The organism is Asticcacaulis aquaticus (assembly GCF_028550415.1).
Lineage (GTDB): Bacteria > Pseudomonadota > Alphaproteobacteria > Caulobacterales > Caulobacteraceae > Asticcacaulis > Asticcacaulis aquaticus.
Genome location: NZ_JAQQKX010000007.1, coordinates 1 through 22,190 on the forward strand (window position 1 = coordinate 1; position 22,190 = coordinate 22,190).

At 60.7% G+C, this 22,190-nt stretch carries 25 protein-coding genes; 8 read left to right on the forward strand and 17 right to left on the reverse strand.

Annotated features, from left to right (window positions below; all coding sequences use genetic code 11):
- Positions 1 to 115 precede the first annotated feature (115 nt).
- Together phhA and PQU92_RS09715 are read right to left on the reverse strand one after the other, a co-directional pair.
- The gene (phhA, locus tag PQU92_RS09710; RefSeq protein WP_272748022.1) at positions 116 to 982 is read right to left on the reverse strand and encodes a phenylalanine 4-monooxygenase; all 867 of its coding nucleotides are present in this window, start codon (positions 980 to 982) and stop codon (positions 116 to 118) included.
- A 2-nt stretch (positions 983 to 984) separates the two neighbouring features.
- A complete protein-coding gene (locus PQU92_RS09715; protein WP_272748023.1) occupies positions 985 to 1,293 on the reverse strand; it encodes a 4a-hydroxytetrahydrobiopterin dehydratase in 309 nt (102 codons plus the stop codon).
- A gap of 179 nt (positions 1,294 to 1,472) precedes the next feature.
- Between PQU92_RS09715 and PQU92_RS09720 the strand changes: the two genes are divergently transcribed.
- Positions 1,473 to 1,787 carry a metalloregulator ArsR/SmtB family transcription factor gene (locus tag PQU92_RS09720; RefSeq protein WP_272748024.1) on the forward strand — a complete coding sequence of 105 codons (315 nt, stop codon included), beginning with the start codon at positions 1,473 to 1,475 and terminating at the stop codon, positions 1,785 to 1,787.
- Positions 1,780 to 2,757, forward strand: a complete 978-nt coding sequence (locus PQU92_RS09725) for an SRPBCC domain-containing protein (RefSeq protein ID WP_272748025.1) — start codon at positions 1,780 to 1,782, stop codon at positions 2,755 to 2,757. The genes PQU92_RS09720 and PQU92_RS09725 overlap by 8 nt, the downstream gene beginning before the upstream one ends.
- 132 nt (positions 2,758 to 2,889) lie before the next feature.
- On the opposite strand, the gene PQU92_RS09730 is transcribed toward PQU92_RS09725, so the two are convergent.
- The 3 genes from PQU92_RS09730 to PQU92_RS09740 all read right to left on the reverse strand — a co-directional run bounded on the left by PQU92_RS09730 (position 2,890) and on the right by PQU92_RS09740 (position 4,505).
- On the reverse strand, positions 2,890 to 3,195 hold the full coding sequence (locus PQU92_RS09730) for a winged helix-turn-helix domain-containing protein (protein ID WP_272748026.1): 306 nt from the start codon (positions 3,193 to 3,195) through the stop codon (positions 2,890 to 2,892).
- Positions 3,196 to 3,199: 4 nt separating this feature from the next.
- Entirely contained in the window at positions 3,200 to 3,808 is a 609-nt protein-coding gene (locus PQU92_RS09735) for a hypothetical protein (protein WP_272748027.1), read from the reverse strand.
- A gap of 97 nt (positions 3,809 to 3,905) precedes the next feature.
- The gene (locus PQU92_RS09740; protein ID WP_272748028.1) at positions 3,906 to 4,505 is read right to left on the reverse strand and encodes a hypothetical protein; all 600 of its coding nucleotides are present in this window, start codon (positions 4,503 to 4,505) and stop codon (positions 3,906 to 3,908) included.
- Positions 4,506 to 4,677: 172 nt separating this feature from the next.
- Here PQU92_RS09740 and PQU92_RS09745 point away from each other — a divergent pair, with 172 nt between their 5' ends.
- On the forward strand, positions 4,678 to 6,861 hold the full coding sequence (locus tag PQU92_RS09745; protein ID WP_272748029.1) for a prolyl oligopeptidase family serine peptidase: 2,184 nt from the start codon (positions 4,678 to 4,680) through the stop codon (positions 6,859 to 6,861).
- 235 nt (positions 6,862 to 7,096) lie between these two features.
- Complete coding sequence (locus PQU92_RS09750) at positions 7,097 to 7,492, forward strand: MliC family protein (RefSeq protein ID WP_272748030.1); 396 nt, start codon at positions 7,097 to 7,099, stop codon at positions 7,490 to 7,492.
- A gap of 34 nt (positions 7,493 to 7,526) precedes the next feature.
- On the opposite strand, the gene PQU92_RS09755 is transcribed toward PQU92_RS09750, so the two are convergent.
- The 3 genes from PQU92_RS09755 to PQU92_RS09765 all read right to left on the reverse strand — a co-directional run bounded on the left by PQU92_RS09755 (position 7,527) and on the right by PQU92_RS09765 (position 11,049).
- Positions 7,527 to 8,747, reverse strand: coding sequence for a hypothetical protein (locus PQU92_RS09755; RefSeq protein WP_272748031.1), 1,221 nt, complete (start codon positions 8,745 to 8,747; stop codon positions 7,527 to 7,529).
- 108 nt (positions 8,748 to 8,855) lie between these two features.
- Positions 8,856 to 10,043 (reverse strand): hypothetical protein, encoded by a 1,188-nt coding sequence (locus PQU92_RS09760; RefSeq protein WP_272748032.1) that lies wholly within the window; start codon positions 10,041 to 10,043, stop codon positions 8,856 to 8,858.
- Between the two features lie 52 nt (positions 10,044 to 10,095).
- Positions 10,096 to 11,049, reverse strand: coding sequence for a response regulator (locus tag PQU92_RS09765; protein ID WP_272748033.1), 954 nt, complete (start codon positions 11,047 to 11,049; stop codon positions 10,096 to 10,098).
- A gap of 141 nt (positions 11,050 to 11,190) precedes the next feature.
- Here PQU92_RS09765 and PQU92_RS09770 point away from each other — a divergent pair, with 141 nt between their 5' ends.
- A complete protein-coding gene (locus PQU92_RS09770) occupies positions 11,191 to 11,613 on the forward strand; it encodes a Tat pathway signal protein (RefSeq protein WP_272748034.1) in 423 nt (140 codons plus the stop codon).
- A 32-nt stretch (positions 11,614 to 11,645) separates the two neighbouring features.
- Here PQU92_RS09770 and PQU92_RS09775 read toward each other — a convergent pair whose 3' ends face one another.
- The 4 genes from PQU92_RS09775 to PQU92_RS09790 form a co-directional block, all read right to left on the reverse strand.
- A complete protein-coding gene (locus PQU92_RS09775; protein WP_272748035.1) occupies positions 11,646 to 13,250 on the reverse strand; it encodes a peptide chain release factor 3 in 1,605 nt (534 codons plus the stop codon).
- 296 nt (positions 13,251 to 13,546) lie between these two features.
- The gene (gene trhA, locus PQU92_RS09780; protein WP_272748036.1) at positions 13,547 to 14,230 is read right to left on the reverse strand and encodes a PAQR family membrane homeostasis protein TrhA; all 684 of its coding nucleotides are present in this window, start codon (positions 14,228 to 14,230) and stop codon (positions 13,547 to 13,549) included.
- 299 nt (positions 14,231 to 14,529) lie between these two features.
- On the reverse strand, positions 14,530 to 14,919 hold the full coding sequence (locus tag PQU92_RS09785) for a hypothetical protein (RefSeq protein WP_272748037.1): 390 nt from the start codon (positions 14,917 to 14,919) through the stop codon (positions 14,530 to 14,532).
- A 64-nt stretch (positions 14,920 to 14,983) separates the two neighbouring features.
- On the reverse strand, positions 14,984 to 15,313 hold the full coding sequence (locus PQU92_RS09790; RefSeq protein WP_272748038.1) for a DUF1491 family protein: 330 nt from the start codon (positions 15,311 to 15,313) through the stop codon (positions 14,984 to 14,986).
- Positions 15,314 to 15,491: 178 nt separating this feature from the next.
- Between PQU92_RS09790 and PQU92_RS09795 the strand changes: the two genes are divergently transcribed.
- On the forward strand, positions 15,492 to 16,424 hold the full coding sequence (locus PQU92_RS09795; RefSeq protein WP_272748039.1) for a hypothetical protein: 933 nt from the start codon (positions 15,492 to 15,494) through the stop codon (positions 16,422 to 16,424).
- On the opposite strand, the gene PQU92_RS09800 is transcribed toward PQU92_RS09795, so the two are convergent.
- Positions 16,421 to 18,223 (reverse strand): sensor histidine kinase, encoded by a 1,803-nt coding sequence (locus tag PQU92_RS09800; RefSeq protein ID WP_272748040.1) that lies wholly within the window; start codon positions 18,221 to 18,223, stop codon positions 16,421 to 16,423. The genes PQU92_RS09795 and PQU92_RS09800 overlap by 4 nt on opposite strands.
- A 195-nt stretch (positions 18,224 to 18,418) precedes the next feature.
- Between PQU92_RS09800 and PQU92_RS09805 the strand changes: the two genes are divergently transcribed.
- Both PQU92_RS09805 and PQU92_RS09810 read left to right on the forward strand, forming a co-directional pair.
- Positions 18,419 to 19,240 carry a sensor histidine kinase gene (locus PQU92_RS09805; RefSeq protein ID WP_272748041.1) on the forward strand — a complete coding sequence of 274 codons (822 nt, stop codon included), beginning with the start codon at positions 18,419 to 18,421 and terminating at the stop codon, positions 19,238 to 19,240.
- Positions 19,241 to 19,278: 38 nt separating this feature from the next.
- Positions 19,279 to 19,692: a SufE family protein gene (locus tag PQU92_RS09810; RefSeq protein WP_272748042.1), complete on the forward strand. Its 414-nt coding sequence runs from the start codon at positions 19,279 to 19,281 to the stop codon at positions 19,690 to 19,692.
- Positions 19,693 to 19,703: 11 nt separating this feature from the next.
- On the opposite strand, the gene PQU92_RS09815 is transcribed toward PQU92_RS09810, so the two are convergent.
- The 4 genes from PQU92_RS09815 to PQU92_RS09830 all read right to left on the reverse strand — a co-directional run bounded on the left by PQU92_RS09815 (position 19,704) and on the right by PQU92_RS09830 (position 21,939).
- Positions 19,704 to 20,081 carry a hypothetical protein gene (locus PQU92_RS09815; protein ID WP_272748043.1) on the reverse strand — a complete coding sequence of 126 codons (378 nt, stop codon included), beginning with the start codon at positions 20,079 to 20,081 and terminating at the stop codon, positions 19,704 to 19,706.
- A 123-nt stretch (positions 20,082 to 20,204) separates the two neighbouring features.
- Positions 20,205 to 20,585: a helix-turn-helix domain-containing protein gene (locus tag PQU92_RS09820; protein WP_272748044.1), complete on the reverse strand. Its 381-nt coding sequence runs from the start codon at positions 20,583 to 20,585 to the stop codon at positions 20,205 to 20,207.
- Between the two features lie 206 nt (positions 20,586 to 20,791).
- The gene (mopJ, locus tag PQU92_RS09825; RefSeq protein WP_272748045.1) at positions 20,792 to 21,298 is read right to left on the reverse strand and encodes a motility/cell cycle regulatory protein MopJ; all 507 of its coding nucleotides are present in this window, start codon (positions 21,296 to 21,298) and stop codon (positions 20,792 to 20,794) included.
- A gap of 212 nt (positions 21,299 to 21,510) precedes the next feature.
- Positions 21,511 to 21,939: a Ros/MucR family transcriptional regulator gene (locus PQU92_RS09830; RefSeq protein ID WP_272748046.1), complete on the reverse strand. Its 429-nt coding sequence runs from the start codon at positions 21,937 to 21,939 to the stop codon at positions 21,511 to 21,513.
- Positions 21,940 to 22,190: the final 251 nt, after the last annotated feature.

The following is a 22,190-nucleotide window of genomic DNA, read 5'->3' on the forward strand; positions in this document are numbered from 1 at the left end:
TGCCGACCATTGCGCGTCACTAAGCCAGAACTCATGAGCCATAGCTTATCTCCTCGAATAAACGAAGAGAATCAATGTTTGCACCTTAAATCAATAGGATGATTAGGTTTTAAACCTAGAGCATATGATATTCCCCCGTACCCGCGTGAAACACGCGGTCGTCGGGCTCGATCCGACCCGGTGTCAGATCGGGCAAACCCTCAATCGCCGCATACACCGGGCCGAAATCGGTCTGCGCAAACTCCATCAGGGCATCTACCGAGGGCAGAACGAAATAACCCTCCTGAAAATCGTCGATGCGGTAGGTCGTGCGCATGACGCGCTTGAGATCAAATCCGATACGGTTCGGCGACGGGCTTTCCAGTGCAAACGCCGTCTCAGTAAAGGACGACAGAATCCCTGCCCCGAAGATACGCACGCCCTCCCCCTCCTCGACCAGTCCGAACTCGACCGTGTACCAGTAAAGCCGCGCCAGGCGGTCGAGTACCCCCAGCTTTTCGGCGCGCAAGCCGCCCTCACCATAGGCCTGCATGAAGTCAGCCATGGCCGGATTCATCATCATTGGCACATGCCCGAACAGGTCGTGAAAGACGTCAGGCTCCTGCAAATAATCGAGCTGATCCGGCGTGCGGATGAACTGCCCGGCGGGAAAGCGGCGATTGGCGAGGTGATTGAAGAAGACGTCGTTCGGCACCATCCCCGGCACGGCGACCACCGTCCAGCCGGTCCGTCGCTGCAACACCTCGCTCAATTCGTCGAAGTCGGGAATGGCGTCCGCCGTAATCGGCAACTGGCTCAGGCCATCCATATAGGCCGCGCAGGCCCGGCCCTTGATGCGCTGCATCTGCCGCTCGAACAGGGTGCGCCAGACGCCGTGTTCCGAAGCCGTATAGGCGGCCCAGTCCTGCGGGATCGTCCAGTCGGGCCGCTCCGGCACATAGCCGCCGACAATACCGTGTTTAGCCGCCGTCTGGTCCAACATGCCTAGTGTCCTTTGAACTGAATGGCCGCCGCGTCGATGGCTTCGGCCAGGGCGATGTCCTTGTCACTCAGGCCGCCGGTGTCGTGGGTCGTCAGACGGATCGACACCCTGTCGTAGACATTCGACCATTCGGGATGATGATCCATCACCTCGGCCACGCCCGCCACCTCGGTCATGAAGTCGAAGGCGGCGCTGAAATCAGCGAATTTCAGGTCGCGCAAAACCGCCTTGCCGTCGGCAATGCGCCATAACGGCAGGGTGTTGGCGAGGTCGGCGACCTGATCGGCGGTCAAGGGCACGGCTGAGGTCATAAACACTCCTTAGGAACCAAGTTTATCCCGCCTGAGACAAAACATATTCTTATTTCACGGCCGCGCAAAGCCTTACGCGGAACAGGATTTCGTTATCCCGGCGTGAAGCGGAAAATCTATTCGGGCGCCGAACTTCATTTTTAATTTGACTTAATTAAGTTATAACTTAATTATTAGGCATGGACAGTTTCACCGCCCTCGCCGATCCGACGCGCCGCCGGATCATCGAACATCTGGCCGCCGCGCCGCAACTACCGGCGGGCGATATCGCCGCGCGCTTCACTTTGTCGAAACCGGCGATTTCGCAGCACCTCAATGCGCTGAAAGCGGCCAATCTGGTGACGGTCGAGGTGCGCGGTCAGCAGCGCATATACCGCCTCAATCGCGAGGGACTGGATGAGATGGACCAATGGATCGCCCGCACCCGCGCCCACTGGACGCGGGCGCTGGATACGCTTGAAACCCTTTTGATGACGGAGAATCCGCATGAATGATTTTGTGCCCCGCCCTGAGGGCAAGCTGTTCGAGAATGGCACGCTGGTCTTCGAGCGCCTGCTACCCGGCCCGATCGAGCGCGTCTGGCGCTATGTGGCCGAGGGCGACCTGCGCAAAAAGTGGATCATGGCGGGTGACATGACGCGCACGGGGACGGCGACCATGACATTCGACCACACCTCTCTGTCCGGCGAAGTCGCGCCCGACCGCTTCGCCGCCATGCGTCAGCCGGTCAGTTTCGATGTCGAGGTACTGGAGGTCGATCCACCGCACCGCCTAACCTTTACCTGGCCGGAAGAGGCATCGACCGGCATCGTAACCATTGAACTGTCACCCATCGGCGACAAGGTGTTGTTGCGCCTGACGCACCGCCATCCGGACTTTGATCGCGCGGCGGCCTTCAACCATATGGGCGGCTGGCATACGCATCTGGGGCTTCTGGAGGATGCGCTCTCTAGTGCCAGACCGCGTCCGTTCTGGACCTATTTTGCGGGTGTCGAAGCCGACTATCTGAAAGCCTTCGGTGACAAGGATTTCAACACGGTTGCCGTCAGCGTCGAAAAGACATTCAAGGCTTCTGCCAATACCGTCTTTGCGGCATGGCTCGACCCCGCCCTGATCGCGAACTTCATCGTCGGACCCGACGTGCGCGACGAGCGCCTTATTCATGTCCAAACCGACCCGGTGGCAGGCGGTGCCTTCTCGTTCAAGGTCGAGCGTAACGGCGAAATCATCGACCATATCGGCCATTATTACGAGGTCGTTGCCCCTACCCGCCTGAGCTTCAGTTGGGGTATCGCCGGGGTCAGCGATCCGCGTGACAGCCGCGTCAGCATCGATATCGTGGCGACTTCCGAAGGTTGCCAGCTAACCCTGACACACGACATGGCCGCGCAATGGGCGGACTATGCCGAGCGGACGCAACAGGGCTGGACGTTCATGCTGGAGAAGTTGGGAGAGGCGATTTAAGTCCCCTCTCCCCGTTTACGGGGAGAGCCGGGCTCCCGGTGGCGGCTAGGGTGAGGGGCCACTTTCCTTTGTGTGACTCGCCCCTCATCCGACCTTTCAGGCCACCTTCTCCCCGCTCGCGGGGAGAAGGGATTAACCCGCATCGTCAATCAGTTTACGCATGGCCTCAAGATAGGCCACGAACGCCTTGCGCCCGCTTTCCGACAAGGTGATCGTGGTCAGCGGCTTCTTCCCTGCAAAGGTCTTTTCGACCGTCACATAGCCCGCCTCTTCCAGCTTGCGCACCTGAACCGAGAGGTTACCGTCGCTTGACTGGGTCTTGGCTTTGAGCGTGGTGAAATCCGCCGACCCGGCTGTCGACAGGTACGCCATGATCCCCAGCCTCAGGCGTCCGTGGATGACGTCATCCAGCGCCTCGATATTAAAGTCTTCAGGCATGGGATCAGCCCTTTTCGGCGCGCATCAGGATCAGGCCGGGGATGGTGGCGAACAGGGTAAGAGCCACCGCATAGGCCAGCATCTGCACCGCCTGATGGCCCAGCAGGCCCAGCACCGGCGCGCCGATCAGGCAACCAAAGGCCACCAGACGGAGCCAGCCCTGCCCCGACATGATCGAGGCCACCCACCAGCCGATACCGTAGAGCAGCAGGATCATCGGCGCGATCAGGGTCGTCAGGACTTCGATGGCCTTCATCTGGCTACCGACGGCGGTCAGGGTCAGAAACAGGGCGAAGATCGCCATGCCGACGCCGGACCATGCCGCAGAAATCGCGCGATTCATAGCGTTTTGACCGTATTTGCGACGCCCTTCGGCGATTTTCAGCCCACCCAGCACGGCATAGACGGCGACCGCGACGAACCACAGCAAGCTGATGAACCACGGATTGGGGATGGGCACGATACCCAGCATGATGCCGTAGTGGATCAGGGCGGCGGTCGAGAAGCAGACGCCGGCCCAGAACAGATTACCGCCGTTCATCACCGGCATACGGCTGCCGTCTTCGGCCAGCGATTTGAGATAGTCGAGTTGATCGTGCAGTTGCGAGGACATGGGATTTTCCTAACCGGATTCGAATAGATTTTTGCTTGGTCGCGATATTATTGCCAAAAACCCCGGAGAAGCATCTTGGCACTTTTTGGCATATCGTTTAGTTACGATTTTGCAGGATGAGAATAAGACCCGGCACCGCGGCCAGCCCAAAGAGCACGCCCGCATAGGCCAGCGACTGCCAGGCCTGACCGGCAAAGATGACAACCGCCAGCAGACCGGCAGCGGCCAAAAGACCGGCCACAGACAAACCGTTGAAGCCGCCATTCCCGCTCATGCGGGCGGCCATATGCCAGCCGAGTGCATAGAAAAGAAGGGCCACCGGCCCCGGCACGAACGGCATCAGAGCCGTCTGATGCAGATAGCCCAGCACCGACATGATGATCGTCACCGTGGCGAAGGCACTGAGGATGACCATGCCCCACGCCTTGCGAAAGCGCTTGACCTCCGGACGGGCGCGAAAGGCGGCAGGACTGCCGATCTTCAACACAAAGGCCGCCATGATGAAGGTGACCAGCGCCGCCATCCACATCATCCCGAACACCGGGCCGGGAATAGTCGCGTATCCGGCTTTGAAGGCGAATTGCACGACATTCATGCTGCCGAAGATCAGCCCGGCCCAGAACATGGGCGAACCATCGATGAGATTGGTGCGGGCCGGAGCCAGTGAGGCGGGCGCGGTAAGCGTGGCGGTGGACATGATCGATATTCCCTGAAAGAACCAATAGCCACGTTATGAATGAAGTACTTTATTTTGTAAAGTTCTTTATTATGGCCCTTTATTACAATTCCTTCATGTTCGTTCGCCGCCCCTTGCCAAGGGCCGCTACCCCGGTGTTAGTTTCATCCATTACCAACCGGGAAAGCCGTACATGCTCTCTTCTTTTTCGCGCCGCGCCTTGACCGCCGCCGCCTCGCTTCTCATCTTAGGGGCCCTGCCGCTCAGCACTCAGGCCCAGATGACGAACATCACGACGACCGCCAAACAGACCCCGACCAATCCGAATATCGCGAAGGCTGACGTCGCCGATCCGCGGCAGTATCTGGAAGAGGTCGAGGGCGAAAAGGCGCTGGCCTGGGTCAAGGCCCAGAACGAACGCAGCCTGGCCCACCTCACCGCCGATCCGCGGTTTGCGCAAAATCAGGCCGACATGCTGAAGATCGTCGAGGCGACCGATCGCATCCCCTCGCCGTCCTTCTCGAAGGGCGGTCACGTCGACAATTTCTGGCAGGACAAGGACCATGTGCGCGGCATCTGGCGGCGCATGAAGAAGGTAATGTATCTCGGCGGATCGAATAGCTGGGATACGATCCTTGATTTCGACGCTCTCGCTAAGGCCGAAGGCAAGAACTGGGTTTATAAGGGCGCCTCGTGCCTGCCGCCCGAAGAAACGCGTTGCCTGATCAACCTGTCGAACGGCGGCAAGGACGCCGTGACCGTGCGCGAATTCGACGTCAAAACCAAGACCTTCGTCGAGGGCGGCTTCTCGCTGCCCGAAGGCAAGCAGGTCGTGACGTGGAAGGACGCCGACACGCTTTATGTGGCGCGCGAATGGACGCCAGGCGAAGTGACTCCGTCGGGCTACGCCTTTGTGACCAAAGCCCTCAAGCGCGGTCAGACGCTCGATCAGGCCGTCGAAATCCATCGCGGCGACAAGTCCGACATGATGGCCTATCGCACCGTGATCCGCGACGTCGCCGGCAGGTACGTCATCGACATCGCCGAACGCCGCCCAACCTTCTTCGAGGTCGACACCACCTACTATACCGACAAGGGCGAGGTGAAACTGCCCCTGCCCCTGACCTCGGAAATGAACGCCTATTACAAAGGTCAAGCCGTCTTTTCGCTGAAGGATTCGTGGACCAGCGCCAAGGGCACCGTGTTCAAGGAGGGCTCTGTCATCGCGTTCGACCTGTTCGCCGCCTTGAAAGACCCGAAAAACCTCGAACCCGTCGTCGTCTTCGCGCCGAACGACCATCAGAGCGTTCAGGGCATGGGCCAGACGAAAAACCGCCTTGTGCTGCAAGTCCTGTCGAATGTCACCGGTCAGGTCATGGTCGTCAATTACGAAGGCGGTAAATGGTCGCTGACTCCGCTGCGCTTACCGGAAAACTCAACCCTCAGCCTGGGCTCGCTCGACGACGAAACCGATGAACTCTTCGTCTGGTCTTCCGGTTACCTGCAACCTTCCAGCCTCTACCTCGCCGACGCTGGCTGGGGCACCGTAACCAACCTCAAGGCCAGCCCGCAACGCTTCAATGCCGAAGGCCTCAAGGTCGAGCAGCACTGGGCGACCTCGAAGGACGGGACGAAGATCCCCTACTTCCTCGTCATGAAGAAAGACACCAAACTCGACGGCAATACGCCGACGCTGCTGTATGCTTACGGCGGGTTCGAAGTGTCGCTGACCCCGTCCTATTCGGGCGGCATCGGCAAGCTGTGGCTGGAAAAGGGCGGTGCCTATGTGCTGGCCAATATCCGCGGCGGCGGCGAATTCGGTCCCAAGTGGCACGAAGCCGGTCTGAAAACCCATCGTCAGGTCATCTATGACGACTTCCAGGCCGTGGCCGAAGACCTGATCAGGACGAAGGTCACCTCGCCGCGTCGCCTCGGTATCATGGGCGGCTCGAACGGCGGGCTTTTGATGGGCGTGCAACTGACCCAGCGGCCTGACCTGTGGAATGCCGTCGTGGTGCAGGTGCCACTGCTCGACATGATGCGCTTCCACACCCTGCTGGCCGGGGCCTCTTGGCAGGGCGAATACGGCCGTCCGGACGACGCCACCGAAGGCGCGTTCCTCAAGACGATCTCGCCCTATCACAACCTAAAGGCAGGCGTGAAATACCCTGAGCCGTTCTTCGTCACCTCGACCAAGGACGACCGCGTCCATCCGGGCCATGCGCGTAAGATGGCGGCGCTGATGGAGGATATGGGCCTGCCGTTCCTCTATTACGAGAACACCGATGGTGGTCACTCGGCGGCGGCCAACCTCAAGGAAACCGCCAAGCGGAACGCGCTGGAATATACGTATCTCGCGCAAAAGCTGATGGACTAATCCCCGTCAAACTTACCAAACAGAAACGGCGGCAGGATCACCTGCCGCCGTTTTCGTTACCGCCCTTTTTCCTGCCTACGAAGTGGGGAGCGGGGCACAGACTGTTAATATTGAGCAAGCCGCACCGTGATCGTTTCCTTATTTCCGGACTGATACGACTAAGCATCGTTTTTAGTCGCGCACTGTTTCCGAAAACCGGTTCCCACTTTTCGGCGTGCGCTTTCGGAGACCTCCCATGCGTAAAACCGCCGCCATCGCCCTTCTGGGGGCGCTTTCGTTCACCGCCCTTGCCGCCTGCTCCAAACCCGAAGCCCAGCAGGCCGTCGAAGAGGTTCAGGAAACCGCCGGGGAACTGGCGTCCGACGCCGGTCAGGCTATGTCGTCCACCGCCGCCGATTTTGCCACCTCCGACCCAATTGCCTATACCTGCGCCATGGGCACCTCGCTGTCGGTCGTCTTCTCGGACAAGACCGCCGAGGTCACCATCGTCAGCGATTCCAATCGCAAGGTGTCCCTGACCGAAACCCCGTCCAGCGACGGCACGCTCTATCAGGCCACGGGCTACAGCTTCAAAACCAAGGGCAACGATGCCTGGTGGGGAGCCAAGGAAGAGAGCTGCACGAAGTCGTAACTTGCCCCTCCCCTCTCCCCCAAGGAGAGGGAGTTTAAGCCGCCGGTATCTGGGCGCGCATGAAGCCCGAGGTCGTCATGTTGAACGTCGGGCGCTCCTCGAACAGGTGATTGAGCCCGCTTTCGAAATCCATCAGCACGTCGGCATATTCGATCGCCTTCATCGGCTTGCCGGTCTGGATCGCCTTGTTCATGCGGAAGGTCCAGAACGAGGAAATATGATCCAGCGTGCCGATGATTTCGCCCAGCTCTGTAAAAAGCCCCGACCCGTTGAGCAGAAAGCGCTTGAACGGGCCGGGCTTGCTGCGCGACACGAGGTCCGAATAGGCCGTGTCGTAGATTTTCAGCACCTCGTAGGCCTGGTTGAGCGCCTTGGCCATGCCCTTGGCAAGGCGAATCCGCGCCTGTTCCAGATAGTCCTTGACTCGGTCGTCGCGCATCCCCGTCGGCTGATAGGTCCCGATACCGGACAGGACGACACGAAGCTGGTCCTGTAGCTCCAGATAGCGCCACTTGTAATAGAGGAACCCGCGCCAGGCGAAGATGCCTTCGGTGAACTCGTGCTCGGTCATGCGGAAGGTCGTCTTGAGCGGCATCAGTTCGCGGTCCAGCTCGTCCGACAGGATCTTGTTGCCCAGCTTCATCGAAGCACCGGAATAGTGCTCGCCCAGCGCCGTATTGACCAGCCGCTCGATCTCGTTCGAGGTGAAGCGCATCATGCGCCCCAGATCGGCCGGTGACAGCGCCAGATAGATGCCGTCGGGCCGGAACCCCTGCCGCGCCAAAGTCTCGCGCACCAGAAACGGGTCGAGCGACGGCAGCCGATCCAGCAGGCGCAGGATTTTCATGTCGGGGTTCTTGTCGAAATCGTCGATCGACAGATATTGCCGCGCCAGATGCTCGAACCCCACCTGCCCGATATAGATGCTCGATGCCCCCAGCCGCAGGTCGAAGTGGTCGTAGGGCAAGATGATCTTGGTCACGGTGCGGCGGCTGCCGTGATAGAAGTGCCGCTCGTTCAGGCGCAGGGTGTGCTTGAGGATGATGCAGCGATTGAGCAGCGACGACTGGAAAAACGGGTTCTTGCCATAGTCGGCGTCCTTGTAATGGCGGCGATAGACGCGCGACAGGTTCAGCACGCGCCCGGTGGCCGCCGATTGATTCAGGTTGGCCAGATTACGATATTCGCGGATCACGCGCGTCTGGTGATCCGGCGGCAGGATTTTCGTAATATTGCGTTTGAAGCTGGTCGCCATGGGTAAACCCTAACCGAAATCCGATTACGGACCGTGAACGGATAGGGTTAATCAAGCGCATCCCAAAAAGTGTGCAGCGGTTTTTGGATCAGATGCGCGTCAGAAAAATTATTCGATCCCAGAGCCCAGAATCATCAGGCTGTCTTCGAAGTCCATCAGCACGTCGGCATATTCGATCGGCGACAGGCGCTGCTGCGTCGGACCACCGGCCATGCGGTAGCTCCAGAACGAGGCGATATGGCCGAGGATGCCGATGTTTTCGCCCAGCTCGAAGAACAGGTTCGGCCCGTCGAGCAGGAAGCGGCGGAACGGCCCGGCGTTTTCGCCTTCGACCAGCGCATGATACGCCTGATCGTAGATGTTCAGCGTGCGGCCCATATTGGAAATCGCGTGCACGATCCGGCGCGCCAGCCGGGGGCGGGCCTCCTTGAGATAATCGCGCACCGGCTCTTCCATGATCCCGGCGGGTTGATAGCTTGCCAGCCCGTCGAGGACGCGGCGCATCTCTTCCTGAAGCTCGATATGGCGCCATTTGAAATAGAGGAAGCCGCGCCACGAAAAGATGCCGTCGGAGAACTCCTCGTCGCTCATGCGCAGGGTGTGACGCAGCGGCCAGAGTTCCTTGTCCAGTTCGTTGGCCAGAATCTTGCCGGCCAGCTTCATGCCGGCCCCGCCGACCAGCGCGTCACCGAAGGCCGTCATGACCAGACGTTCGATCTCTTCGTTGGCGAAGCCGATCATGCGCTGCACGTCGTAAGGCGAGATTTTCAGGTAGCAGGCCCCCGGACGGAACCCATGCCGCGACAGGTGTTCACGCACCAGAAACGGATCGAGCGACGGCAACTGATCCAGCAGGCGCAGGATCTGGACGTCGATGTGCGACGAGACGTCGTCTATGTTGAAATGCGAACGGCAGAAGGCGTCGAATCCGATCTGGTTGACCATGATCGAGCGGCCGCCCAGCTTGAGGTCCAAGGGGTCGAACGGCATGATGATCTTGGTCGCGGTGCGCTTCAGACGCGAAAACAGGTCGCGTTCATTGGCGCGCAGGGTGTGCTTGATCAGGATGGCCTTGTTCAGCTGCGAGTCACGGAAGAACGGCTTCAGCGCATATTCCTTGTCGCGCGACGACGTGAGCGCGATGGCCGACAGGTTCAGCACCCGGCTGGTCGAGGCCGTTTCCCCCAGATTGGCCAGATTGCGCACGTCGCGGGAATTGTTGTTCTGCTTGTTCTGCTCACCGTGGCGCCCCTGTATCAGAGCCCGTGCCTGTTCATACGCTGCCACTGCATTCATCGCGATAGCCTTCCGGACGTATTCCGAAAAGGCCCCCCTTAGCGGATACGCGTTAAATTATGTATCGTGAGCGCGCTTCCGGTCCGATCAGATCGGCGTGCGCCCGGGTCTTGCGTTTCGTCACCAGGGTATCCAATTGCCGGATGATGGCCAAAGCCTCTGGCGTGTCCTCATTTCGCAAATCATTCAAACGCTTGATGGCGTCCAGATGCACGTCGAGGACTTCGGGATCGGTGTCGTCCCCGAAATATGACACATAATCCTTTAAAGAACGTGTAGCTTCGGCCACCAGTTTAAGGCGAAATGCGGTAGCCCTATGCTCGGCCGCCATGGCGCGTTCGACCATGTAATCGAGGGTTTCACGGTGCAGTCCGCCGCGCGCCGCCAGAAGCGCCCGCAGGCCTTCGAGCTCTACGGACAGAGTCTGCTGATACATTTCGCGGAACTGACTGTCGGCAGCGCGTTCGATATCGTCGCCGCGCTTGAGCAGGCCCTTATAGGTGCTGTCGTCGATCCGGCGGCGGCACGGCCCGACATAGCCGGACGAAACGACGAAGGGGCGCGGCTTGCGCAGGCACGAATTGACAGCCCGCAGGAGGCTTGAGGTCGAAAACGGCTTGACGACGAATTCGTCCGCCCCGGCATTGCGCGCCTCGGTCACGTCGCGCGATCTCTGGCGCGCCGTCAACATGACCACCGGCATCTTCGGATTGGGGAAGCGCTCGTCAGGCGTCACCGCCGCCCGTCTCAGCGAGCGGATAAGATCGACGCCCGACATGCCGGGCAGGCCCCAGTCGACGATCATCAGGTCGGGATTATGCGCATTGATCCGGTCGATAGCCTCTTCGGCATTGCGCGCCTGAATCAGGCGGATGTACCCCGCGCCCCGCATCAGTTCCAGAACCATGCGGCGCAGACCATCATTGTCCTCGACGACCAGCACGTTGATCGTCGCGGGATTAGCCTTGGGCAGCAGGGTAATGTCTGTACTCTGGGATTTTCGCATTCTGGCGGCTTGAACCTTTGTTGGGCACAGGTTACCGCCAAACACTTAACTCAGTATTTAAGCCAATGATTTTATATAGTTAATTCAGATTAAGCATAGGGATCAATTCATTATAAACGATAGTTTGCTAGGGTTTACGCCATGAACAGACGCGATTTTCTCCGACTTCAGATGGGCGGCTTCACGGCGGCCACCGCAGGCATCATGCTACCGCGTGCCGCCGAAGCCTCCGGCGCACCCAAGAAAAAGGGCGGCGGCGCCGACTTTACTCAGGTGCCGCTGATCACGGTCTTCACGCAGGGTCGCGGCGGCAAGCACGGCACCCTGAGCGTCGAGGTCGGGCTGGACGCGCAGAAGAACGAGAAGGTCATGGACATGATCTCGAAGTCGATGCCGCGTCTGCGCGACGCCTATTCCGGGCGTTTGCAGGCCTATGCGGCGGGCCTGAACCCGACGTCCCTGGTCGATCTCGACTACATCACCCGCGAATTGCAGAACGCGACGGATACGGTGCTCAGGCAAAAGGGCGCGAAGGTTCTGCTGGGCAGCGTCTTGCTGGCTTAATTCCTTCTCCCTTGCGGAGAGAGGGAAAGAATCTACCCCCGCTCTTTCGTCCTCAAAAACGACACGTCCGGATAGCGCTCGGCGACGTAGTTGATTTCCCACGCCGACTTGCCCAGAAACACCGGATACTCGTCGATATCCGTACCCATGGCACTCCGGTGCTTGCCCGCGAAGTCCTCGATCTTGGCCGCGTCGCCGCCCAGCCAGCGCGCTTCGGCATAGGGCGACGGCTCGAACACGCAATCCAGCCCGTATTCGTTGGCCAGACGGTCGGCCATGACCTCGAACTGAAGCTGGCCCACCGCACCGACGATGAAGTCCGAACCGATCGACGGGCGGAACAACTGCGTCACGCCCTCTTCGGCCAGCGATTCCAGCGCCTTTTTCAGATGCTTGGCCTTGAGCGGGTCCTTGACGCGCACCCGTTGCAGGATTTCCGGTGCGAAGTTCGGCAGGCCCGCAAAGCGCACCGCGCCCGATTCCGACAACGAGTCTCCGACGCGCAGGACACCGTGGTTCGGGATGCCGATCACGTCGCCACCAAACGCATCTTCGGCCAGTTCGCGGTCGGAGGCAAAGAACATGATCGGCGCGTTGACGCTCAGTTGTTTGCCGGTGTTCTGCACCTTCAGCTTCATGCCGCGCTGGAACTTGCCCGAGGTCAGCTTGAGCATCGCAATGCGGTCGCGGTGGTTCGGGTCCATATTGGCCTGTACCTTGAACACGAAGCCGGTGACTTCCTTTTCCGTCGGATCGACCAGGGTCTCGACCCCGGCCTTCGACGCCTTGACCTTTTTCGGCGCGGGCGCGAAGTCGCCGATGGCCTTGAGCAGTTGATTGACGCCGTAATGGCGCAGCGCCGAGCCGAAAATGACCGGCGTCATATGGCCTTCGAGGAAGCTCTCGACGTCGAACGGCTTGAACCCGCCCTCGATCAGTTCGGCGGTGTCTTTCAGTTCGGCCAGTTCACCGGCATCGAGCCAGCCCTTCGCCACGGCCTCATCGACGGGGGCCGGGTCTTCGTGACCCTGATCGTATTCGGCGCCTGAGTCGCGCCTGGTGAACGGATAGAACAGACCGCTGCCCAGCTCGATCATGCCGCGGAAGCGGTTACCCGACCCGGCAGGCCAGTAGAGCGGCGACGGATCGAGTTGCAGTTTCGACGCCACCTCGTCCAGCAAGGCCAGCGAATCCTCGGCTTCACGGTCCATCTTGTTGATGAAGGTGATGATCGGGATGTCGCGCAGGCGACAGACTTCGAACAGTTTCAGGGTCTGCGGCTCGATCCCCTTGGCGGCGTCGAGCACCATGATGGCGGCGTCGGCGGCGGTCAGGGTGCGGTAGGTGTCTTCGGAGAAGTCTTCGTGGCCCGGCGTGTCGAGCAGATTGAACATCTTGCCGTCATGCTCGAACGTCATCACCGAGGACGAGACCGAAATGCCGCGTTCCTTTTCGATCTTCATCCAGTCCGAGCGCGTGCGGCGGTTTTCACCCCGGGCGCGGACCTGACCGGCGGCGCGGATCGACCCGCCGGCCAGCAGCAGGTGCTCGGTCAGGGTCGTCTTACCGGCGTCCGGGTGCGAGATGATGGCGAAGGTACGGCGGCGCGGCGCCTCGGTGACGGGAGTGTTGCTCATGCCCGTGCGGATAAGGCTTTGCACAACAAAAGTCAAAGGCGGAGACGACGGCGATGTCCGCACACGCCCTGCTCACGATCCTGTTCGCGCTTGTAACCTGAGTTGATTGAGCAGTCGCGAAACAAACCTTGCTTTTCGTTGCAGCGCAAACTAAATTGAGGATGTTCGGCGCTTCGGCGCTGATTGCCCTTCCTGGGCGTTTCCTCCCTGTAAACTTGGCCGCGCCGCAATGCGCGGCCGTTTTTTTTGCGCTACAGGGCAAGCTGCATGATGCGTCATGGTTAGGCAGAGATAAATTACCGCCCGACCAGCACCACACCGACCAGTACCGCGACCCAATGCAGGGTCGCGCCGGTCAGGACATGGCCGTGCCAGATGGCGCGGCGGAACTTCAGCTTTTTCATCATGTAGAAGATGGTCCCGACGCTATAGACCACCCCGCCAAGCGCCAGCAGGATCATGGCGGCGGGCGGAACTTCGCGCAGCATCGGCTTGATGGCGATGACGATCAGCCAGCCGAGAATGATGTACAGCACGACCCAGAAACTCTTGCCCAATCCCGGCAAGAACAGCTTACCCGCCATGCCCAGTACGGCCAGCGACCACACGGCGATCGTCATGCCCCACGCCCAGGCGCCGTCGAGCGACTGCGTGGTGAACGGCGTATAGCTGGCGGCGATCATCAGGAAGATACCGGCGTGATCCAGTCGCCGCAGGAACGGCTGCAAGTTAGGTCTGGCGAAATTATAGGCCGTCGAAAAGGCCAGCATGGCGATCATGCCCAGCGCATAGATGGTGATGGCCGCGACCTTGCCCAGCAGGCCGTGATTGACCGCCAGCCCCAGCGCGACTCCGCCACCGAACAGGGCAAAGGCCAGCCCCGCCACGTGCACGATGAAATCGGCGTGGCGCGCCCACAGGGTGGGATAGTGCGGCAAAGGCGGCAGGGACGGCATGTTCATGGAAGCAAAATCGCGCATCTTGACGTAATCGTCAATTCAACATTGGTTGAGCTTTGTTGTAGCCGATTGCCGCAAGGGAAGCGCAAGGGCACTTTTGTGGATCGGTCTGCGCACGGCTTAACCGGCCAAAAGGCCCCCCACCGTCACGCCATCGCTAACGCTCGGCGCGCCACCTCCCCCACAAGTGGGGGAGTATGAAGGTAGCGCGCTCCGAACCAAAACCGGGAGATTTGAGTCGAGCAGCAGGAGCCTAGCGCCGCAGGTACACTTGTACCTGCAAGCGACGGCGACATACTGATCGGCCAAAGACCCCGGTTTTAAGCGGCGCGGCGGTGCCAGACGGCGTCGTCTACCTTGCTGTAGTCGAGTTCGCCCTTGACCTGTTGCTGGTACATCATGCCCATGGCCATTTCATTGAGCGACTTGAAATCGGCGGCGACCTCTTCGGCCTTGCCGCGATTGCCCTGATTGAAAAACTGGGCGGCGTTGACGCGCGGCAGTTTCATGTGGATCAGGTAACACAGGCGGCGGGCGCGTTCGGGATTGAGGCGGTGGGCCTGCGGGTTCTCGGCGAACATTTCCTTACCCAGCTGGGCGATGTAGTCGATGCTCAGGGCCTCGAAGCGCTGCGCATCCAGCGGGTGCATCATGCGCGCGGGTTCAATGTCGAGGACGATATCGTTGAGCAGGAAATACAAAACCAACACCTTCTGTGCGTTACTTGCCCTCACTTTCGCACAGAGGGTTTGAAATCCCGTTTAGGAACAGGGTTTACAAAAGCTGAATCTTTTCCGTCAGGAAATGGCGGCCTTCGGTATCTTCGATCTCGACAACCCACAGGTCGGAGTCGAAGCGCCGCTCGCGCTCTATATAGGTTTCAATGGCGTCGGGATCGTGCGAGGCAATGGGTTTGATCCATTGCGTTTCGTCACCGGCATTGGCCTGACGCAGGATAAAGGTCTCGCGATCGCGCAAATGGGTGATCTTGAGGACGACCGCTCCAGCCTGGGCGTCGCCGCGTTTCAGCACATAGGCGAAGGCTCCGGCCATTTCGGCCCGGCGGATCAGGGCGGACACCCATAGATCGGTCGACAGCAGCATTTTGTCGTTCTGCCTTTGCTGAATAAAAAGCAGAAAAATATCGACGGGCCGCCCCGAGATATTTTTCTTCGATATGAGCCATAAAAAAGTACCCGGCCCTGCCGGGCAACTTTTTTATGAACAAGCCTTAACCCTGTTTGCTCACGGCGATTTAAGCCTGTTTGTCTATAGTCGCGGCATGAAGAAATGTCGAACCCTGCTTGCGCTCCTGCTGATGACCGCCCTGAGCCACCCGGCGACGGCGCAGGACGTCTCGCTCGACACCATGGTCAAGCGTCAGTTCGTCACGGCGGCCAATACGCGCTGCCAGTGGTTTGACGGGCCGACCGCGCTCGCCCTGAAGGCCGGGATGCTGCAAACGCGCAACTCCGCCCTCAATCACGGTGTCGCGCCCGATATCGTCTATGGCGCACTCAGCAAAGCCAAGACCGCCGCCGCCCGGGCCGACTGCCGCAACCCGGCGCTTCTGGCCGAGGTCGAGACGATGAAGGGCGCCTATAAGGGGTTCGTCACCCATAACCGCCTGACCCTGCCCGGTCTGCGGGCCCAATGGCAAGCCGACCGCACTCAGATGCGCGACGAAAAATGGCGACTGGTCCAGTATCAGCAGACCGGCGATGTGGCCTTGGCCATAGGCCTCTACGGTACCCTCACGCGACAGACTCTGAGCGTCATGGTGCAGTTTCCCGATGGCCGTCAGCCCTATGCCGCGCGCCTGATCGTGCGCGATCCCTATTACCGGTCGAACGGCCTGATCAATCGCGAAGCCTACGCCGTGTCGGCCAGGATGCCCGCCGGGTTTTCGACCTACGACCTGAGCGTCCCGGCCATGCAGCGCCGTCAGACGAGCATCGCCCTGACCGATGCGCCGCGTGTCAATCTGGCCGGGTTTACGGTCGAGGGCAAATATGCCGGCCATCAGGCAAAGCGCGACACCGTGCGCTTCGACTTCCCCATGCGCACCACCACGGCCATCGCGCGGCTCGATCCGCGTGAGGATATCGTGGTAGCCTTCGACTTCGACACCGGCACGCAGTATGCGCGCTTCGAAGCGGGGGATTTCGTGCCGGGACTGGTCTTTGTGACCCTTCCGTCACCTTATGGAAACTAGCTTTTCGGCGGGCGGATCACGAAATCGCTGCCGCTGAGGTCGGGGGGCGTATAGAGCCGGTCTTCCAGAGGACGGGGCGTTTCGGGCGACACGGCGACCGGCGCTTCGGGCGCGACCGGCGGCGACACCGGCGGGCTAAGCGGCAGTTCCGGCTGATCCGAATGGGCGGCGATCGGCAGGAACAGGCTGACGCTGGTCCCCTTGCCCAGCTCGCTTTCCAGACTCATCCGCCCCTTGTGCAGCCCGGCCAGAGCCTGAACCAGCGACAGACCCAGCCCCGTCCCCAGCACGCGCTGTTCCATCGGCCCGGTCTGTTCGTAGGGCTTACCCAGACGTTGCAGGTCCTCGGCGGCGATGCCGATGCCGGTGTCGGTGATCTGAACGTCGATCCCGTCAGCACCGGCGTCGGACAGGATCAGGGTGACGCTGCCGCCACGCGGCGTGAACTTCACGGCGTTGGACAACAGGTTCAGACACATCTGCTTGAGGGCGCGCTTGTCGGCGGTGACTTCGACCGGCGTCGGCGGCAGGACCGAGCGCACCGCAACCCCCTTGTCGTGTGCCGCCGTGAAAATCAGGCGCAGCGCGCCCGAGACCGGTTCTCGGGCATCGAAGGTTTCAAGCGACAGGTCGTAACGCTGGGCTTCGATCTTCGACATGTCGAGCACGTCGTTGACGAGGTCGAGCACGTGCTGACCCGACTCCCAGATCAACTGCGCATATTCGGTGTATTTCTCCGACAACGGCCCGAACAGTTGCTGGCGCATGATGTCGGAGAAGCCGATGACGGCGTTGAGCGGGGTACGCAGTTCGTGGCTCATGCTGGCCAGGAAGCGCGACTTGCCCTGATTGAGATTCTCCGCCTCGAAGCGCGCGCTTTCCAGCGCCTCTTCGCGGGCATGGTGCAGCGACGCGTCGGCCAACACGCCGTACAACCGTCCGTCGCTGCCGCGGCGCAGGCTCAGGCGGACATAGTGTTCCAGCGCCGCATGCGGCATGAAGCCCGTCTCGGCGCGGCCATTGACCCTGGCCTCGTCGATGGCCTGCATCACCCCCAGCCGGTCGGGCACGTGGGCGCAGACGATAAGACCGTGCTTCATCAGGGTCGGCATGTCGAGGCCCAGCGGCGCTTCGCCGTGCGCCGAGATCAGGCGGCCATCGTCGCCCAGCGCCACGATCAGGTGCGGCTGCTCGCTCAGGATCTTGAGGAACCGCGCGCGGTCGTCCTCGGCCCCCCTGGCCATTTCGGTGCGCGCCCGAAGCGCCGGCAGGAGCGCCAGACCGAAGCCCGACACCAGAGTCACCACCGCCAGCGACGACAGCCAGAAGCTTTCGACCAGATCCGGCAGGTCGATCAGACGCGCCAGCGACAGCAGGATCGCAAACAGGGTCGTCGTCACCGAAAGGGTTGCCCCGAGCAGGATCAGACGGCGCTGGTTCAGCGCCACGGCGGCCGCCATGGGCGCGGCAGCCCACGCGGCCAGCGGCCCGAAGATGCCGCCCGTCAGGCCGATGGCGATGAGACAGGCCAGACCCCATATCCACACCAGCATCTGGCGCGCGCGATGTCCGTCACGCGTCAGGAGAAAGATCGAACTGACTCCCGGTAGGGCCGCGACGACCAGCGCCCCCAGCACCCGGGGCGATGCGGGCAGGAACAACAGGCCGAGCAGCGCGGCCAGCGTGACCGCCGACCAGCCGAGGTGCCAGACGATAACCCCCAGACGCACCCGGCGGCGGGGCGTGGCGGCCAGCGGCGAGGTGCGGCTGAGATCCTGAAAATACGACTTGAACGGCAAGGGCAATCCGATACGGAAAAGGCAATGGTGGTATTGTATCGGATAGGCCCTGTTATAGAAAGCTTATCGCGCAACAGGCGAACTATTACCGCTTTGACAGGCTGTCAAACCGCAAAGCGGTGAAAGAGACGGTTAATCGCTTTGTGATACCAAGATGTATTCGAGTATTATGAGGCTTGCCTCCGAAGGATAGCCATGTCCCTGCCCCACCTGAAGACCCCGGCCCCAAGGCCGTCTGCGGTCCATACCGGCAACGATCCCGCGGGCGGGGCCCGCATGGGGACCGAAGCCTCGGTGGCGGCGGCCTTTGGGGCGCCGGAGCCCGAAATGGGCAAGCGCGCCTTCATGCGCATGGTCAGCCATGAATTGCGCACCCCACTCAATTCGATCATCGGCTTTTCCGAAGTCCTGACCCACGAACTGTACGGCCCCATCGGCGCGCCGCAATACCTCGAATATGCCGGGATCATCCGCGACAGCGGCCGCAAGCTGCTCAGTCTGTTCAACGACGTACTGGAGATCGTGCGGCTGGAAAACGAAAGCGACGTCCTGACGCCCGAGATCGACGCCATCCTCCCCCATCTGCAGGACGCCGTCCGCCGTCATCGCCCCAAGGCCGAAGCCCGGGGTGTGAGGATCGACCTTGCCTTCGACGACGAGGATCTGTGCGCGCTATTCGATGCGCGGGGCTTTGCCAACTGCCTCGACCATCTACTGATGAACGCCATCGATTTCACACCGCAAGGACAGGCCGTGGACATCACCGTCCGCGCCACCGGTCATCAGGTCGATATACGCCTGTTCAATCCCGGCAAGGCCCCCGCCCCCGAGGACGTGCCGCGCCTGATGCGCCCGTTCGAGCAGGGCGCGACCGAAGCCAGCCGCACCCGCGAAGGGGCGGGGCTGGGCTGGGCCATCGTCCGCCTGAGTTGCAAGGCCATGGGCGGTGCCTTTGTCGTCGAGTCGGACCCCGATGCCGGTCTGACCGCGATCCTGCGTTTAAAGGCTGATTTTTAGGGTTGGGAATTACGACCTCCACCCTTATATAGCGCCGCATGACCGATAGTTTTGACGCGCGCCTGACCGACCTTCTCGAAGAGTTCGACCTGTTCGACGACTGGGAAGAGCGCTACCGCTACATCATCGATATGGGCCGCGCCCTCGCTCCGCTCAGCGACGCGGAAAAGACCGAGGCGACGCGCGTCCGCGGCTGCGCCTCTCAGGTGTGGCTGGTCATGGACGACGGCCCCGCCGGGACGCTGAATTTCCGCGGCGAATCCGACGCCCATATCGTCAAGGGCCTGATCGCCATTCTGGTCCGGCTGCTGAACGGCCTGCCGCGCGCGGACATCCGCGACTTTTCCATCCGCGACACCCTCACCCGTCTGGGCCTTGATGAAGCCTTGTCGTCGCAACGGACCAACGGCCTTATCTCAATGGTCGAACGGCTTAAGGCCTCTGCGTCGTAAGCGCTGCGCGGTTAGATCGCCCGCATCCGGATATCGGCCTCGATATCGCGCACCCGGACCGCCCGGCGGCGCGCCATGAGCCCCATGCTGGCGGCTACGGCCACCGCCGCACAGAACAGACCGAACTGCACCAGCCCCTCGACCTTGAAGACGTAATTGCCGCCGCTGGCCGCATAGCCGCTCAACAGAGCCACCGTGCCCGGCAAGGTGCCGACGGCGACGCCCAGCGCCGCCCAGACATATTCGGTGATATATTCGCGCCGCGTCTCACACAGGGCGTCCAGTTCCTCGTTCGACACGGTATGACGCGTCGGTTTGTCGAGGCCCGGCCGCACGGTCTGGGCTTTCATCGTGGTAACCGTTGCCGGTGCCGTCTTATCGTCGGCCATGATCTATCCTTACGCAAACGTCAGTATCTAAACAGGATTAATATCATCCCTCATGTCTCAGCAGGTCAATGTGTGAGAATCGCTTTGCGTCAGGGAGTCATATTTTAGCCATAGTCTCGCCATTCAGGCGAAATTGACCGACTTGACCTCCAGCGCTGCCGGCAGTCCCGCCAGCGCGGCCTCCAGACGATCGAGCGTCTGGTCGAAACGACGATCGTCGCGCAGATCCTCGATCACCCGGCAGGCGTGGCCCACAGTGGTGCGGTCGCGCCCGAAGGCCTCGCCCACCCGCGCCAGCGGCCATTGCCACGCCACATAGGCCAGGTACATCGCCGTCTGACGGGCGCGCGCCGCACGGGCATTATTGCGCGATGGACTGCGGATATCGTCCGAAGGCACGTCCAGAGCCAGCGCCACCAGTTCGATGACCAGACGGACGCGCAGGCGGTCCTCGACCGGTTGAACGACGGGGGGAACGACAGTGAGGCGGGCGGGCGCTTTCATGGGCTTGTCCTTTGCTGAGAATTTCAGAATGTTTCCGATTTGTTCTCATTTTGCCAAGACGCGACCATGAGGGGATAAGTTTCCTATGTAAAGTTATAAATAGGTATAAATTCCCATATTAAGGTACCCGAAGCCGTGCACAAATGGCACGTGCCGACGGCCTTCACCCTCAGGCAAAGCCGGACTGTCCTCGGTAAGGCGTATTCTTAAGCGGCGCGAATGCCCGACGGGCCGATCGCGTCGGGCCGTCCGATCAGAGCGTCATGCCCCAGAATCATGTCGACATTCACGCCATCGGTCGCCAGCGGCAGGCGCAGCCAGAACAGGCTGAGCCCCTTGGTGCCACGCCACGCCATCGAATGCAGGCCGACATTGGGCTTGCGGTGCTGAACCACGAAGCTCAGTTCCTCGGCCCAGTATTGCGCTTCTTGCGGCGTATAGATGTCGGCGATAGTGCGGCCCGTGATCTCCATACCATAGGCCTGATAGAGATCGGTGCCGGCCAGTCGCTGACGGAAGGCGCCGGGATTACTGGCCGGGTCGGCTTCCAGGACGTCGATGAGGGAGATGGTGGGCAGAAGGCGTCGGACGCCACAGGGATCTATGTCGGCGCGCGACGGCAGGCGTCCGCGTTGACGCAGACTCTTCCAGTACCGGAAGACCTCCTCGTGCGTGCGCAATGCGCCCAGCATTTCGGCTGCGATACCCGCCATATTACCCTGAAACCACGCCCCGTATGCGAATCACTAATCTTCACCTTCTCTTAAGGGGCGATTCCTTGGCAAGCAAAAAAGGGTTAACGACACCTTTACGAGTCAATTAGGCCACAGAAAAAACGCCCTGAACCGAAGGCTCAGGGCGTTTTATACTTTAGCGATTCTATTTGCAGCCCAGGCTTTAGCGCGCGGCTGGCGCGCGGGCTTTTTTAGGCTTTGGCACGCGGCTTGCGCGCGGCCTGGCGACCGCCCTGACCGAGACCCATCTGCTTGGCCAGATCCGAACGCGCCTTGGCATAGTTCGGGGCGACCATCGGGTAATCCTTGGGCAGGTTCCACTTGGCGCGGTATTCTTCGGGGCTCATATTGTACTTGGTGCGCAGGTGACGCTTGAGCGACTTGAACTTGCGGCCGTCTTCAAGGCAGACAATGAAGTCGTTCGAGATCGACTTCTTCACCGAAACGGCGGGCTCCTTCGGCGCTTCGGGGGCGGGCGCTTCGCCGAGGCCGATCGAATTGAGCGCCGCATAGACGTTCTGGATCAGGGCCGGCAGTTCGTTGGCGGAGATAGAATTGTTGCCGACATAGGCCGAAACGATTTCGACGGCCATTTCCGTAATTTCAGATTTGTTTTCCATTACATTACCTCTGAAGCAACGCTGGAAAACACACCCGAACAGCTACAGGTGATTTCCGCACAAACGTTGCAGAAAATCAAATTGCAGGACACTTAACGCCATCCCGCCACTACTCTTTTACGCTTGTCCGGCACGCCATAGACAAGGCCGTAAACCGAGCCATATCAGGCCTTGCGAAACGAAATACAGGCCGTTACCTCGCCCTATTCACCCCGCAAGTCTAATCGTGAGCCTTAACTACGGCAAGACTG

Coding starts and splice junctions, on each gene's coding strand:
- phhA (WP_272748022.1), bottom strand. CDS start 982: ATGTTGGACCAGACGGCGGCTAAACACGGTATTGTCGGCGGCTATGTG.
- PQU92_RS09715 (WP_272748023.1), bottom strand. CDS start 1,293: ATGACCTCAGCCGTGCCCTTGACCGCCGATCAGGTCGCCGACCTCGCC.
- PQU92_RS09720 (WP_272748024.1), top strand. CDS start 1,473: ATGGACAGTTTCACCGCCCTCGCCGATCCGACGCGCCGCCGGATCATC.
- PQU92_RS09725 (WP_272748025.1), top strand. CDS start 1,780: ATGAATGATTTTGTGCCCCGCCCTGAGGGCAAGCTGTTCGAGAATGGC.
- PQU92_RS09730 (WP_272748026.1), bottom strand. CDS start 3,195: ATGCCTGAAGACTTTAATATCGAGGCGCTGGATGACGTCATCCACGGA.
- PQU92_RS09735 (WP_272748027.1), bottom strand. CDS start 3,808: ATGTCCTCGCAACTGCACGATCAACTCGACTATCTCAAATCGCTGGCC.
- PQU92_RS09740 (WP_272748028.1), bottom strand. CDS start 4,505: ATGTCCACCGCCACGCTTACCGCGCCCGCCTCACTGGCTCCGGCCCGC.
- PQU92_RS09745 (WP_272748029.1), top strand. CDS start 4,678: ATGCTCTCTTCTTTTTCGCGCCGCGCCTTGACCGCCGCCGCCTCGCTT.
- PQU92_RS09750 (WP_272748030.1), top strand. CDS start 7,097: ATGCGTAAAACCGCCGCCATCGCCCTTCTGGGGGCGCTTTCGTTCACC.
- PQU92_RS09755 (WP_272748031.1), bottom strand. CDS start 8,747: ATGGCGACCAGCTTCAAACGCAATATTACGAAAATCCTGCCGCCGGAT.
- PQU92_RS09760 (WP_272748032.1), bottom strand. CDS start 10,043: ATGAATGCAGTGGCAGCGTATGAACAGGCACGGGCTCTGATACAGGGG.
- PQU92_RS09765 (WP_272748033.1), bottom strand. CDS start 11,049: ATGCGAAAATCCCAGAGTACAGACATTACCCTGCTGCCCAAGGCTAAT.
- PQU92_RS09770 (WP_272748034.1), top strand. CDS start 11,191: ATGAACAGACGCGATTTTCTCCGACTTCAGATGGGCGGCTTCACGGCG.
- PQU92_RS09775 (WP_272748035.1), bottom strand. CDS start 13,250: ATGAGCAACACTCCCGTCACCGAGGCGCCGCGCCGCCGTACCTTCGCC.
- trhA (WP_272748036.1), bottom strand. CDS start 14,230: ATGCGCGATTTTGCTTCCATGAACATGCCGTCCCTGCCGCCTTTGCCG.
- PQU92_RS09790 (WP_272748038.1), bottom strand. CDS start 15,313: ATGCTGCTGTCGACCGATCTATGGGTGTCCGCCCTGATCCGCCGGGCC.
- PQU92_RS09795 (WP_272748039.1), top strand. CDS start 15,492: ATGAAGAAATGTCGAACCCTGCTTGCGCTCCTGCTGATGACCGCCCTG.
- PQU92_RS09805 (WP_272748041.1), top strand. CDS start 18,419: ATGTCCCTGCCCCACCTGAAGACCCCGGCCCCAAGGCCGTCTGCGGTC.
- PQU92_RS09810 (WP_272748042.1), top strand. CDS start 19,279: ATGACCGATAGTTTTGACGCGCGCCTGACCGACCTTCTCGAAGAGTTC.
- PQU92_RS09815 (WP_272748043.1), bottom strand. CDS start 20,081: ATGGCCGACGATAAGACGGCACCGGCAACGGTTACCACGATGAAAGCC.
- PQU92_RS09820 (WP_272748044.1), bottom strand. CDS start 20,585: ATGAAAGCGCCCGCCCGCCTCACTGTCGTTCCCCCCGTCGTTCAACCG.
- mopJ (WP_272748045.1), bottom strand. CDS start 21,298: ATGGCGGGTATCGCAGCCGAAATGCTGGGCGCATTGCGCACGCACGAG.
- PQU92_RS09830 (WP_272748046.1), bottom strand. CDS start 21,939: ATGGAAAACAAATCTGAAATTACGGAAATGGCCGTCGAAATCGTTTCG.